This window comes from Streptomyces cylindrosporus (assembly GCF_022698165.1).
Lineage (GTDB): Bacteria > Actinomycetota > Actinomycetes > Streptomycetales > Streptomycetaceae > Streptomyces > Streptomyces cylindrosporus.
On the sequence record NZ_JALDAY010000002.1, the window covers coordinates 459006 to 472403 of the forward strand.

Here is a 13398-nt window from a genome sequence, read left to right on the forward strand (position 1 = left end):
CGTCTCCAAAAGTGTCAACAATGTTGTCGGCGAACCCATTGACCTGACTCGATTACGGCTTCTACCTTCCGGCTGAGCAAGTCCGCGCACTACTGTGCGCCTTGCGCACAACCTGTCGGAACACCGCTGCACCGTTCTCTGCACAGGAGGAGCCATGCGCCGTCTGATCGCCGGTCTCACCACCGGCGCCTTCCTGCTCGTCGCGACGGCCTGTGGCTCGTCGGGCGGCGACTCGTCCAGCGGGAGCACGTCGTCCGGGGGTGTCACCACCGTCAAGGTGGGCCTGATCCCCATCGTCGACGTGGCGCCGCTGTATCTCGGTGAGAAGAAGGGCTTCTACGAGAAGCAGGGCCTGAAACTGTCGCCGACACTGGCCTCGGGCGGCGCCGCCATCGTGCCCGCGGTGGCCTCCGGGCAGTACCAGTTCGGGTTCTCCAACGTCTTCTCGCTGATGGTCGCCCAGACCAACGGCGTGTCCCTGAAGGCGATCTCGAACGGCGCCGCGTCAACCGGCGTACAGGGCAAAGACTTCGGGGCCACCGTGGTGAAGAAGGGCAGCCCGATCAAGACGATGAAGGACCTCGAGGGCAAGAAGGTCGCCGTCAACACCCTCAAGAACATCAATGAGTTGGCGGTCCGGGAGTCGGTGACGAAGGCGGGCGGCGACCCGGACAAGGTGAAGTTCGTCGAGCTGCCCTTCGACCAGATGCCCGCCGCGCTCGACAAGGGGCAGGTCGACGCGGCCATGGCCGTGGAGCCCGCGCTCACCACCATGAAGGAGCAGGGCGCCCAGGAGATCGCCTCACCGCTCGTCGACATGGCTTCGAAGCTGACCGTCGCCATGTACTTCACGTCGACGCAGTACGCGCAGAAGAACCCCGAGATCGTGAAGAAGTTCCAGAAGGCGACCGCCGAGTCCCTGGCCTACGCGGACGCCCACCCCGACGAGGTCCGCCAGATCGTCACCACGTACACCCAGGTCCCGGCGTCGGTGCTGGCCAAGGTCACCCTGCCGAAGTGGCCGGCCGAGGCGAACCGCGCCTCGATCGAGACGCAGGCGAAGCTGGGCGAGCAGTACGGCTTCTTCAAGAAGTCGCCCGACCTGGACGCGCTGCTGCCGTGAGGGGTACGAACGCCGCGCTCGGCGCGGCCGGGCTCGCGGCCTTCCTCGCCCTGGGCGAGGCGGTGCCGCGGCTCGGCCTCGTCAAGGAGGCCTACTTCCCGCCGACCAGCCGTATCGCCTCCGCGCTCGGCGACGAACTCGCCGACGGCGGCTTCTGGTCGGCGCTCGGCGACACCCTGACCGGCTGGGCGATCGGCCTCGCGATCGCGGTCGGCGCGGGTGTCGTCGTGGGCGTGCTGGTCTCGATCGTGCCGTACCTGCGCGAGGCGACGGCCTCGACGATCGAGTTCCTGCGCCCGATCCCCTCGGTGGCGCTGATCCCTCTCGCCGTCCTGCTGTACGGCACCGAACTCAAGTCGGTGCTCCTGCTCGTCGTGTACGCGTCCTTCTGGCAGGTGCTCATCCAGACCCTGTACGGCGTCCAGGACGTGGACCCGGTCGCCGAGGAGACGGCGCGGTCGTACGGTCTGGGCACCTGGGCGCGCGTGCGCCATGTGCTGTGGCCGACCGCGCTGCCGTACGTCATGACGGGTGTCCGGCTCGCCGCGGCGGTCGCGCTGATCCTCGCCATCACCGCCGAACTCGTCATCGGCGCACCGGGGCTGGGACAGGAGATCGCGGTCGCGCAGACCTCGCAGGCGGTGCCGGAGATGTACGCGCTGATCGTGGTCGCCGGGCTGCTCGGACTGCTCATCAACGTCGGCGCGCGGGCGGTGGAGCGCCGGGCGCTGGCCTGGCACCAGTCGGTGCGCGGAGAGGTGGCGGTGTGATGCGCGTACTGCTGCGGCTGTTCTTCGTGGTGGCGCTGCCCGTGCTGCTGGTCGCGGTGTGGTGGGCCGCGTCGTCCGGCAGCACGGACCCCTTCTGGCCGCCGCTGCGGACGATCCTCAAGACCTTCCCGGACGTCTGGACCGCCGACCGGCTGCGCACCGACGTGCTGCCCAGCGTTCTGCGCCTCGCGGCGGGATACGCGCTGGCGACCGTCGTCGGCATCGGGCTCGGCACGGTCATCGGCTCCTACCGGCGGGTGCGGGCGGTGTGCGAACCGGTCCTGGAGTTCCTGCGGGCGGTGCCGCCGCCCGTGCTCATCCCGGTGATCATGCTGTTCGCGGGCATCGGCGACACGATGAAGATCGTGGTGATCGCGAGCGGCTGCGTCTGGCCGATCCTGCTCAACACGGTCGAGGGGGTGCGCGCGGTCGACTCCGTGATGCTGGAGACGGCCCGCTCGTACGGCATCACGGGCGTGGCGCGCCTGCGCGACCTGGTGCTGCGCTCGGCGAGTCCGCAAATCTTCGCGGGCCTGCGCCAGGCGCTGTCCATCGGCATCATCCTGATGGTCATCAGCGAGATGTTCGCGGCCAGCAACGGCATCGGCTTCACCGTCGTCCAGTTCCAGCGCAGCTTCGCCATCCCGGACATGTGGACCGGGATCCTGGTCCTCGGGCTGCTCGGCTTCCTACTCTCCGTCGTCTTCCAGCTGGTCGAGCGGCGGGTGCTCGGCTGGTACCACGGTCTGCGCGCGTCCACCCGGCGGTCGCAGTGAAGCTCGCGAAAGGGCGGTCCATGCTCGACGTACGCGGCCTGAAGAAGGTCTACGAGGGGTCCGGCCGCCGTGTGGAGGCGGTGCGCGACCTCACCTTCACGGTGGAGGCGGGCGAACTCGTCTGCCTGGTCGGCCCGTCGGGCTGCGGCAAGACGACCCTGCTGAAGTGCGTGGGCGGCCTGCTCACGCCGACGGCCGGCCAGGTGACCCTGGCGGACCGTCCGGTGAGCGGGCCGCCGCCCGGCATGGCCTTCGTCTTCCAGGAGTACGGCCGCAGCCTCTTCCCCTGGATGCGGGTCGCCGAGAACATCGAACTCCCCCTGAAGCAGAAGGACTTGACCAAGTCCCGGCGCAGGGAGCTGGTGGCCGACGCGCTGGAGTCGGTCGGCCTCACGGACGCGGCCGGCGCCTATCCCTGGCAGCTGTCCGGCGGTATGCAGCAGCGCGTCGCCATCGCCCGCGCGCTCGCCTACGAGCCCGACGTCCTGCTGATGGACGAGCCGTTCGCGGCGGTGGACGCCCAGACCCGGGCCGATCTGGAGGATCTCGTACGCCGGTTGTGGCGGGAGCGCGGGATGACGATCCTGTTCGTCACCCACGACATCGACGAGGCGGTGTACCTGGGCGAGCGGGTGGTCGTCCTGTCCGCCTCCCCCACCGTCGTACAGGAACAGCTCAAGGTCGATCTGCCCGACGAGCGCGACCAGTTGCACACACGGGTCGCCCCGCGCTTCGCCGAGCTGCGGACCCATGTGTACGAGCAGATCCAGGCGGCGAAGCGGGGGACGCCCGAGGACGCGGTCACGAAGTCAGATACGCCTCCACCTCACTGAACTGCCCTGCGGGCCAGCCGGTGTTGGCGCTGACGGACAGCCGCAGATAGCGCAGGTTCGTGCTGCTCGGCAGGGAGACGGTGGCCGTGTTGCCGGTGGCCGGGTCGAAGCGGTAGCCGGAAGAGCCCACCACCGTCGAGTAGTTGGACCCGTCGGTGCTGCCCAGCACGGTGATGGTCTGCGTACGCGCGCCCCACGCCGAGGACGGCGGCAGCTTCAGCACCAGGCGGCGGACCGCGTAGGAGGAGCCCAGGTCGACCGTCCAGGACTGCGGGAAGGCGTTGTTGGTCGACTCCCAGTAGCTGTTCGCGTCTCCGTCGACCGCCTTGCCGGGCGTGTAGACGTCCTGCGAGCCGGTCGCGGTGGCCGGGCGGCCCTTGGCGAGATTGCGGTTCGGGTCCGGGTCGGGGTTGCCCTGGCCGGGCTGCGGCCATGTCGAGCAGTCCGACCAGGTGCTGTTCCAGCCGGAGTTGCCGCCGCCGTCGGTGAGCGTGAAGGTGCCGGAGCTCGCCGGGTAGGGGCAGTTGTAGATGCCGGCCGCGCCCACCGAACTCGCGGTCACGTTGCGGAACGTGGCCGCGCCCTGTGCCTCCGCCTGGACGACGACCGTCCCGGTGTTGCGCACGGTCGCGCCGTCCACGGTGACGTTGCGGACGGGGTACCCCTGCCCGCCGCCCGACACGAACTCGAAGGCGCTGTACGGGCTGTCGGTGATCGTCGTGTTGGTGATGTTCACGGTGGCGTTGATGGCGCTGTCGTAGGAGTCGACGCGCAACGCTCCCATCGGATGGTTCCAGTTGGGGTTCATCGCCCCCGCGCGGACGAGCGTGTTGCCGTCGACGGTGATCGTGCCGGCCAGCGGCGAGAAGGGGTCGAGGAACTTCTGGTTGGAGATCGCGATGCCGCTGCCGAGGGCGTTGGTGTCGGAGACCAGGTTGTTCTTCACCGCGATGTCAGTGCCGCCGTAGATCGCGATGCCGTTGGCGAGGTTGGGCTGCGAGATGGTGTTGTTCTCGAAGCTGCTGTTGGTGTCCGCCGAGTACAGCGACCACATGGCGAGGGAGTCGTCACCCTGGTTGCGCAGGAAGTTGTTGCGGACGCGGACCCCGCGGGCGTTCCCGTTGAGGTTGAGGCCGTCGGCGGTGGTGTCGAGGATGCGGTTGTTCTCGACGACCAGGTTGTCGTTGTTGCCCATCAGCCAGAGGCCGACCTTCATGTGCTGGATCCACATGCCGGAGACCGAACTGTTCGGTCCCAGCGAGCCGTTGACGAAGTTGTCCGGGTTGGAGTCGACGCGCTCGGTGACCTCGCCGATCACCGCGAAGTCCTTGATGTGCACGCCCCCGGAGGAGCTGGACTGGTCGATGAAGCGGGAGGTGTGCACGACGGAGTACCAGCTGCCGGCGCCCTGGAGCGTCACGTTCTGGACCCCGCTCAGCGAGGACGTGAGCCTGTAGTCGCCCGGCGGGATCCAGACCACCCCGCCTTGGGCGGCGGCGATCGCGTCCCGGAAGGCCTGCGTGGAGTCGCCGTTGCCGCTGGGGTCGGCGCCCTTGGAGGTGACCGAGACCGAGCCCGCGGGCTGGGAGGCGGCGGCGTCGACCTGCTCGAAGTCGGCCACGTCCACGGTGACCTGGGTACCGGTGGACTGGAAGGCGACCTTGTCGCCGGCCTGGAGGTTCTGCCCGAGCAGCAGCCGGGAGTTGTCGAAGAAGTGGTGCTGCTTGGCGCCCGGGATCCAACCGGTGTCGATGTACGAGTACTTGGAGGTCACCGGCAGCGTCCTGGTGAGCCTGGTGCCGTTGACGTACACGTCGAGCGAGCCCGACTGGCCGTCCGGGACGCTGTAGGCGAGGTTCACGGCGTTGGCCGCGCGCGGCACGGTGAACTCGACGCGCTGCCCCGAGGTGAGCCGCACGGCCTGGCGTCCGGAGGCCTCGGAGGCGAGGGTGCCCTGGGTGTAGTCGGGGCCGATCCTCGTGCCGGTGGAGGTGGCGGACTCGGCCTCGACGGAGGTGAAGGGCAGGGTGGCGCCGGAGGCCGCGTGGGCGGCCGGGACGGTCGCGGTGAGCAGACCGGCGGAGAGGGCGACCACGGCACCGATTGCTGGCATGTGCCTGACAGATCTGGACCTGTGCATGTGCTGATCCCTTCGGGGTGGGGGTGCGGGGATAGCGGCTGCGGTCGGCTGCGGCTCAGGCGCGCAGCCAGACCGCGGTGTCCTTCGGCAGCCGGCCGTCGGAGCTCAACGGGCCGCTGGCGAGGAGGAGTTGGGAGTGGGCGGGCAGTTCGGCGGGGGTGTCGGCGAGGTTCACCACGCACAGGGCGCCTTCCGCCCGGGCGAAGGCGAGGACGCCGTCGGGTGCGGGCAGCCAGGTGAGGGGGCCCTGGCCGAAGACGGGTCGCAGGCCGATCGCCGCGCGGTAGAGCGCGAGCATCGAGGAGGGGTCGGCGGCCTGCCGGTCGGCGGCGTACGTCGCCCAGCCGTCGGGCTGCGGCAGCCACGGCTCCTGCCGCGAGCCGAATCCCGCGTACGGCGCTTCGTCGACCCATGGCAGCGGGACCCGGCACCCGTCACGTCCCGGGTCGGTGCCGCCGGAGCGGAAGTACATCGGGTCCTGGATGCGCTCCCGTGGGATGTCGGCCTCGGGCAGGCCCAGTTCCTCGCCCTGGTAGAGGTAGACGGCGCCGGGCAGCGCGAGCGAGAGCAGGGCGGCGGCGCGGGCGCGCCGGGTGCCGAGGGCGAGGTCGGTGGGGGTGCTGAAGGCCTTGGCGGCGAAGTCGAAGCCGGTGTCGGCGCGGCCGTAGCGGGTGACCGTGCGGGTGACGTCGTGGTTGCAGAGCACCCAGGTCGCGGGGGCGCCCACGGGGGCGTGCTCGGCGAGCGTGGAGTCGATCGACGTACGCAGCCTGTCCGCTTCCCAAGGGCAGGACAGGAAGGCGAAGTTGAAGGCGGTGTGCAGTTCGTCGGGGCGGAGGTAGCGGGCGAAGCGCTCGGTGTCCGGGAGCCACACCTCGCCGACGAAGACGCCGTCGTAGTCGTCGGCCACCGCGCGCCAGGAGCGGTAGATGTCGTGGAGTTCGTCGCGGTCGACGAAGGGGTGCGGCTCGGGTGCGTCGGCGAGGTCGGGCAGGTCCGGGTCCTTGGCGAGGAGGGCGGCCGAGTCGATGCGGACGCCGGCGACGCCCCGCTCGAACCAGAAGCGCAGGATGTCCTCGTGCTCCTGACGGACCGCCGGATGCGCCCAGTTGAGGTCGGGCTGCTCGGGCGTGAACAGGTGCAGGTACCAGTCGCCGTCGGGCAGCCGTGTCCACACCGGCTCGGTGGAGCCGACGAACTGGGAGGGCCAGTCGTTGGGCGGGAGCCCGCCGTCCTCGCCGCGGCCGGGCCGGAAGTGGAACAGCTCGCGCTCGGGGCTGCCGGGACCCGCGGCGAGCGCCGCCCGGAACCAGGGGTGCTGGTCGGACACGTGGTTGGGCACGATGTCGACGATGGTGCGGATGCCGAGCTCCCTGGCCTCGGCGATCAGCTTCTCGGCCTCGGCGAGGGTGCCGAAGGCCGGGTCGATCGCCCGGTAGTCGGCGACGTCGTAACCGCCGTCCTTCATCGGCGACAGGTACCAGGGGTTGAACCACAGGGCGTCGACGCCGAGTTCGGCGAGATACGGCAGCTTCGCGCGGACGCCCGCGAGGTCGCCGGTGCCGTCCCCGTCGCCGTCGGCGAAGCTGCGGACGTACACCTGGTAGATGACGGCGGAGCGCCACCACTCCTTCTGGGCAGGGCGGGGCTGTCCCACGGTGCGTGCCTTTCTGTCGGAGGGAGGGCGTCAGCCCTTGGTGCTGCCCGCGCTGATCCCGGCGATGATGTGCCGCTGGAAGACGAGGAACAGCGCGACCATCGGGATGCTGGCGATGACCATCGCCGCGATGAGCACGGTCAGTTGGATGTTCTGCGAGAGCTGGACGAGGGCCACGCTGATCGGCTGCTTGTCGGTGTCGGAGAAGACCATCAGCGGCCAGAGGAAGTCCTGCCAGACGGCGACGAGGGCGAAGATCGAGACCACGCCGAGGACCGGGCGGGACATGGGCAGCACCACCGACCACAGCGTGCGCAGCTTTCCGGCGCCGTCCATCTCCGCGGCCTCCAGCACGTCGCGCGGGAGTTGGTCGAAGAACCGCTTGAGCAGATAGAGGTTGAAGGCGTTGGCGGCGGCCGGCAGCCAGATGGCCAGCGGGTCGTTGAGGAGACCCAGGTCCGCCACGGTCAGGTACTTCGGTACGACGAGCGCCTGGGCCGGGACCATCAGGGTGGCGAGGATGCCGCCGAGGATCACCTTGCCGAAGACCGGCCGGAGCCGGGAGAGGGCGTAGGCGGCGGCCGTGCACAGGACCAGTTGGAACGCCCAGGCGCCGGCCGCCTGGACGACCGTGTTCCACAGGTGCCGCGGGAGCTGCATCAGGTCCCAGGCGTCGGTGTAGCCGCCGAGGTGCCAGTGCTCGGGCACGAGGGTGGGCGGGGTCCGTGTCACCTCGTCCGGGGACTTCATCGCGCCGGTCACCATCCAGTAGACCGGGAAGAGGAAGGCGAGGGCGAAGAGCAGGACGACGGTGGTGAAGACGGTCCAGTAGAGGGCCTTGCCGCGCGGGCGGGCCAGGGTCGCCGGGGAGATCAGGGTGCGGGTGCTCATGCGTCCCCCTCGGACCGGGTCAGCCTCAGATACACGGCGGAGAAGGCGCCCAGCAGCACGAGCAGCAGCACGCTGAGCGCGCAGGCGCCGCCGAAGTCGTTGTAGAGGAAGGCGTACTTGTAGATCAGGTAGAGGACGGTGACCGTGGCGTTCTCCGGGCCGCCGCCCGTGATCACGAACGGCTCGGTGAAGACCTGCATCGTGGCGATGATCTGAAGGAGCATCAGCATGAGGATGACGAACCGGGTCTGAGGGATCGTCACATGGCGGACGCGCTGGAGGAGGTTCGCGCCGTCCAGTTCGGCCGCCTCGTACAGCTCGCCGGGGATGGACTGGAGCGCGGCCAGGTAGATCAGGACGGTGCCGCCCATGTTGGCCCAGGTGGCCACGATCACGAGCGAGATGAGGGCGGTGTCGGCGCCGTTGGACCAGTTCGAGGTGGGCAGGTGGAGGAAGCGGAGGGTCTCGTTGGCGAGGCCGGCTCCGGGGTCGTAGAACCACTTCCACAGCAGCGCGCTGACCACCGGCGGGATCATCACCGGGAGGTAGACCACGACCCTGAAGAAGGCCTTGGCGTGCCGGAGTTCGTTGAGGACCAGGGCCATCACGAAGGGGATCGCGAAGCCGATCAGCAGGGCGAGCAGGGTGAAGGTGAGCGTGTTGCGCCAGGCGGCCGCGAACTCCGGGTCGTGCCAGACGCGGGTGAAGTTCGCGGTGCCGACCCACTCGGGTGACGAGCCCGGCGTGTACTTCTGGAAGGCGATCACGACCGCGCGGATCGCCGGGTACCAGGAGAACAGGGCGAAGCAGATCAGGCCGCCGAGGAGGAACGCGTAGGCGCGCGCCTGGTCGGCGAGGCGGCGCCGTCCCCGGCCCCCTACCGGGGACGGCGCCTGGACCGGTGGGACGGCGGCCGTCTTGACGGGGTGCCGCTCGGCCGTCTTCGTCATGTGCGTCAGCCTCGCGCCAGGATGCTGTCGATCTTGCCGGAGGCGTCCTTCAGCAACTGGTCGATGTCCGCGTCCTTCTTGGTGAGGACGGCGGAGACGGTGCCGTCGAGGACGGAGTAGATCTGCTGGGCGTTCGGCGGCTCGATCTTCAGCTGGAGGCTGTGGTTGCCGTCGAGGAAGGCCTGGTAGTTCTCCACCGGGACATTGGCGTTGGCCTTCTTGACCTGCTGGTCCTTGGCGTCGGCGGCGCCGGTGAACAGGCGCGGCTCGGGCAGGCCGACCGGGGCGTCCGCCTTCTTGGCGCGGGCGTAGTCGCCCAGGAAGCCGCTTCCGGGGGTGAGGAACATGTGGTCCAGCCACTTGAGGCCGGCCTTGATCTGGGCGGGCGTGTCGTGCTTGTTGAACATGTAGCCGTCGCCGCCGATGAGCGTGCCCTTGCCGCCGGGCATCGGACCGAGCGCGAGGTCCTTGTAGTTGCCGCCCTTCTCCTTGACCAGGATCGGGATGTTGTCCGGCGCGGACAGATACATGCCGAGCTTGCCCGAACCCATCATCTGCTGCACGTCGTTGATGACGAGGAGCTGCTTGCTGCCCATCGAGTCGTCGGTCCAGCGCATGTCGTGCAGGTTCTGCAGGACGGCGCGGCCCTCGGGGGTGTCGATGGTGGCCTTCTTGCCGTCGGCGCTCACGACGTCGCCGCCCTGCGAGTACAGCTCGGCGGTGAAGTGCCAACCCCCTTGGTTCTGGGCGCTGTAGTCGGCGTAACCGACGGTGCCGCCGCCGAGCGCGGCTATCTTCTTGGCGTCGGCGCGGACCTCTTCCCAGGTCGTCGGCGGCTGGTCGGGGTCGAGGCCGGCCTTCTCGAAGAGCTTGCGGTTGTAGATCAGGCCCATCGAGTAGCCGGTGCGCGGGATGCCGTAGACCTTCCCGTCGACGGTGTAGATGTCGCGCAGCTGCTTCTGGATGGTGCTGTAGCTCTTCAACTCCTTGATGTACGGGGTGAGATCGGCCGCCTGCTTGATGTCGACGACGTGCCTCGCGTCGGTGAAGTACGTGTAGAAGACGTCCTCCATCTGTCCGCCGGCGAGCTTGGCGTCGAAGGTCTTCGGGTCCTGGCAGGGGAACGCGTCGTGCGCGACGACGTCGATGTCCGGGTTCTGCTTCTCGAAGGCGGCGACATCCTGTTCGAAGAAGCCGCGGTCGACCTTGGCGCTCTTGGGCGGCTCGCAGTTGACGGTGATGCGCGTCTTGCCGCTCGCACTGCCGTCGTCGCCCGACCCGCAGGCGGACGCCGCGAGGGCGAGGGAACAGACGCTGAGCGCGACGAACGTACGGCGGAACCCGGTGCTTCTCATCGGTGGACCCCTCGTGGCAGGAGCGGTGGGCGGGGCACACTCAAGCACCGCCGACATCTGTCCGCAAGATGTCGCGCGAAATTTGAAATTATTGGACAGCCGAGCGGATCTCAGTCACGAGGTGCTTGCGCGGTCGACCCCCGGACCACCAGCTCGGGCTCGAAGAGCAGTTCGTCGGGGGCTACGGAAGCGCCGTTGACCTGCGCGTTCAGCAGCTCCACGGCCGCTCTGCCCATGGCCTCGATGGGCTGGCGGACGGTGGTCAGCGGGGGTTCCGTGCAGTTCATGAAGGCCGAGTCGTCGTAGCCGACCACCGACACCTCGCCGGGGACGTCCAGGCCCTTGCGGCGGGCCGCCCGGATCGCGCCCAGCGCCAGCGGGTCGCTGGCGCAGATGATCCCGGTGACACCCCGGTCGATGAGCCGGGTCGCCGCCGCGTGCCCGCCCTCGATCGAGAACATGGCACGGACGACATGCTCGTCGGGCAGTTCGCCCATCGTCCGCGCGGCGGCCAGCTTGCGGGCCGACGGCATATGGTCGGCGGGCCCGAGCACCAGGCCGATCCGCTCGTGCCCGAGGGAGGCGAGGTGCCGCCAGGCCTGCTCGACCGCCACCGCGTCGTCGCAGGAGACGCCGGGAAAGCCCAGGTCGTCGATGGACGCGTTCACCAGTACGACCGGGATGTTGCGCTCGGCGAGCCGCCGGTAGTGGTCGTGCGGGGCGTCGGCCTGGGCGTACAGGCCGCCGGCGAAGACCACTCCGGACACCTGCTGTTGCAGCAGCAGGTCCACGTAGTCGGCCTCGGAGACGCCGCCCTTGGTCTGGGTGCACAGCACCGGCGTGAGGCCGAGCTGTGCGAGTGCCCCGCCGATCACCTCGGCGAACGCCGGGAAGATCGGGTTCTGCAGTTCGGGGAGCACGAGCCCGACGAGGCGCGCGCGCTCGCCGCGCAGCTGCGTGGGCCGCTCGTAGCCGAGCACGTCCAGCGCGCTCAGCACGGACTGCCGGGTGGCCTCGGAGACGCCCGGCTTGCCGTTGAGCACCCGGCTGACCGTGGCCTCGCTGACCCCGACCTTCTTCGCCACTTCAGCAAGTCGTCGCGTCATGCGCGCAAGAATAGCGCAAGAAACGCAAGCCGTTTGCGTAACGGTGTCATCGGATCTCGCCCGGGCGGGTCAGCCGTCTTCGCCGCGAGCCGCCCACAGTCCGCGGACGTGCCCGAGATGCCGGGTCAGCACGTCCCGCGCCTTCTCGGCGTCGCGGTCCAGCAGCGCGTCGAGGAGTTCGAGGTGTTCGCGGGCGGAGGCCTCCAGCCTGCCCGCCTCGACCAGCGCGGTCAGCCCGTACAGCCGGGAGCGGCGGCGCAGGTCCCGTACGACCTCCACGAGATGCTCGTTGCCGGCCAGCGCCAGCAGGCCCAGGTGGAAGTTCAGATCGGCCTCGACGTACGCGATGAGGTCGCCCTTCCCGGCCGAGGTGAGGCACTCCGTCGCGGTCGCGCGCAGCGCCTCCAGGTCGGCGGGGTTGGCGGTGGCCGCGAGGCCGACGGTGGTCGGGATCTCGATCAGGGAGCGGATGTGGGTGTACTCGTCGAGCTGCTGCTCGGAGACGGCGGTGACCCGGAAACCCTTGTTGGGGACGATCTCGACCATGCCCTCCTTCACCAGCTCCAGCATCGCCTCCCGGACCGGGGTCGCGGAGACGCCGAGGCGGGGGGCGAGGGCGGGGGCGGAGTAGACCTGACCGGGGCGCAGTTCACCGGAGATCAGCGCGGCCCGCAGCACGTTCACGACCCGTTCCCGGTAGTTGGGGCTCCTGCCGCCGAGCTCGGGCACGGCGGGGCGTTTCTGCGGGGTCATGGTGATCGTCCTCCTCTGGGTCACCGGACATTATCGGGTCGCCTAGAGCACGAACCCGGCGGGGAAGGGATCTTCCGGGTCGAGCAGGTACTGGGCGGTACCGGTGATCCAGGCGCGGCCGGTGAAACTGGGCAGGACGGCCGGGCGGCCGGCGACCTCGGTGGTGCCGAGCAGGCGGCCGGTGAAGCGGGTGCCGATGAAGGACTCGTTGACGAACTCGGTGTGCAGGGGCAGTTCGCCGCGTGCGTGCAGCTGCGCCATGCGGGCGCTGGTGCCGGTGCCGCAGGGCGAGCGGTCGAACCAGCCGGGGTGGATCGCCATGGCGTGGCGCGAGTGGCGGGCGGTGGAGCCGGGGGCGATCAGGTGGACGTGGTGGCAGCCGCGGATGGACGGGTCCTCGGGGTGGACGGGCTCGTCGTCGGCGTTGATGGCGTCCATGAGGGCGAGGGCGGCGGCGAGGATGTCGTGCTTGCGGGAGCGGTCGAAGGGGAGGGAGAGGCGGTCGATGGGGAGGATCGCGTAGAAGTTCCCGCCGTATGCCATGTCATATATTACTGACGACCCGTCAGCCAACGTCACCTTCCGGTCGAGCCCGACCGCGAACGACGGCACGTTCCGCAGCGTCACCGCCTTCGCCGCCCCGCCCTCCACCGCCACCTCGGCGATCACGAGCCCGGCCGGGGTGTCGAGGCGGATCGTGGTGACCGGTTCGACGACCTCGACCATGCCGGTCTCCACGAGCACGGTCGCGACGCCGATCGTGCCGTGCCCGCACATCGGGAGGTAGCCGGAAACCTCGATGTAGACCACACCCCAGTCGCAGTCGGGGCGGGTCGGCGGCTGGAGGATCGCGCCGCTCATGGCGGAGTGGCCGCGCGGCTCGTTCATCAGCAACTGCTTGATGTCGTCGCGGTGTTCGCGGAAGTACAGCCGTCGCTCGTTCATGGTCGCGCCGGGGATGGTGCCGATGCCGCCGGTGATCACGCGGGTGGGCATGCCCTCGGTGTGCGAGTCGACGGCGTGCAGGACGAGTCTGCTGCGCAT

12 protein-coding genes are annotated in these 13398 nt (G+C 69.5%); 4 read left to right on the forward strand and 8 right to left on the reverse strand.

What is annotated here, in order from left to right; all coding sequences use genetic code 11:
- The first annotated feature begins 154 nt into the window (after window positions 1-154).
- From MQP27_RS07185 to MQP27_RS07200, 4 genes are read left to right on the forward strand one after another with little or no spacing between them, the layout of a single operon-like run.
- Window positions 155-1123, forward strand: a complete 969-nt coding sequence (locus tag MQP27_RS07185; RefSeq protein WP_242762353.1) for an ABC transporter substrate-binding protein — start codon at window positions 155-157, stop codon at window positions 1121-1123.
- Window positions 1120-1893 carry an ABC transporter permease gene (locus tag MQP27_RS07190; protein WP_242762356.1) on the forward strand — a complete coding sequence of 258 codons (774 nt, stop codon included), beginning with the start codon at window positions 1120-1122 and terminating at the stop codon, window positions 1891-1893. Before MQP27_RS07185 ends, MQP27_RS07190 begins: the two co-directional genes overlap by 4 nt.
- Window positions 1890-2669 carry an ABC transporter permease gene (locus tag MQP27_RS07195; protein ID WP_242762358.1) on the forward strand — a complete coding sequence of 260 codons (780 nt, stop codon included), beginning with the start codon at window positions 1890-1892 and terminating at the stop codon, window positions 2667-2669. Before MQP27_RS07190 ends, MQP27_RS07195 begins: the two co-directional genes overlap by 4 nt.
- A 20-nt stretch (window positions 2670-2689) precedes the next feature.
- Window positions 2690-3502 (forward strand): ABC transporter ATP-binding protein, encoded by an 813-nt coding sequence (locus MQP27_RS07200; RefSeq protein WP_242762360.1) that lies wholly within the window; start codon window positions 2690-2692, stop codon window positions 3500-3502.
- On the opposite strand, the gene MQP27_RS07205 is transcribed toward MQP27_RS07200, so the two are convergent.
- From MQP27_RS07205 to MQP27_RS07240, 8 genes are all read right to left on the reverse strand, one after another.
- Window positions 3471-5615, reverse strand: coding sequence for a discoidin domain-containing protein (locus MQP27_RS07205; RefSeq protein ID WP_372511142.1), 2145 nt, complete (start codon window positions 5613-5615; stop codon window positions 3471-3473). The genes MQP27_RS07200 and MQP27_RS07205 overlap by 32 nt on opposite strands.
- Window positions 5616-5697: 82 nt before the next feature.
- Entirely contained in the window at window positions 5698-7299 is a 1602-nt protein-coding gene (locus MQP27_RS07210; protein ID WP_242762366.1) for a glycoside hydrolase family 13 protein, read from the reverse strand.
- A gap of 30 nt (window positions 7300-7329) precedes the next feature.
- A complete protein-coding gene (locus MQP27_RS07215; protein ID WP_242762367.1) occupies window positions 7330-8190 on the reverse strand; it encodes a carbohydrate ABC transporter permease in 861 nt (286 codons plus the stop codon).
- Window positions 8187-9140, reverse strand: coding sequence for a carbohydrate ABC transporter permease (locus MQP27_RS07220; protein ID WP_242762368.1), 954 nt, complete (start codon window positions 9138-9140; stop codon window positions 8187-8189). Before MQP27_RS07220 ends, MQP27_RS07215 begins: the two co-directional genes overlap by 4 nt.
- 5 nt (window positions 9141-9145) lie before the next feature.
- Entirely contained in the window at window positions 9146-10495 is a 1350-nt protein-coding gene (locus MQP27_RS07225; RefSeq protein ID WP_242762370.1) for an ABC transporter substrate-binding protein, read from the reverse strand.
- A 110-nt stretch (window positions 10496-10605) separates the two neighbouring features.
- Window positions 10606-11601 (reverse strand): LacI family DNA-binding transcriptional regulator, encoded by a 996-nt coding sequence (locus MQP27_RS07230; protein WP_242762372.1) that lies wholly within the window; start codon window positions 11599-11601, stop codon window positions 10606-10608.
- A gap of 69 nt (window positions 11602-11670) precedes the next feature.
- Window positions 11671-12354 carry a GntR family transcriptional regulator gene (locus tag MQP27_RS07235; RefSeq protein WP_242762373.1) on the reverse strand — a complete coding sequence of 228 codons (684 nt, stop codon included), beginning with the start codon at window positions 12352-12354 and terminating at the stop codon, window positions 11671-11673.
- Window positions 12355-12396: 42 nt separating this feature from the next.
- The gene (locus MQP27_RS07240) at window positions 12397-13398 is read right to left on the reverse strand and encodes a proline racemase family protein (protein WP_242762375.1); all 1002 of its coding nucleotides are present in this window, start codon (window positions 13396-13398) and stop codon (window positions 12397-12399) included.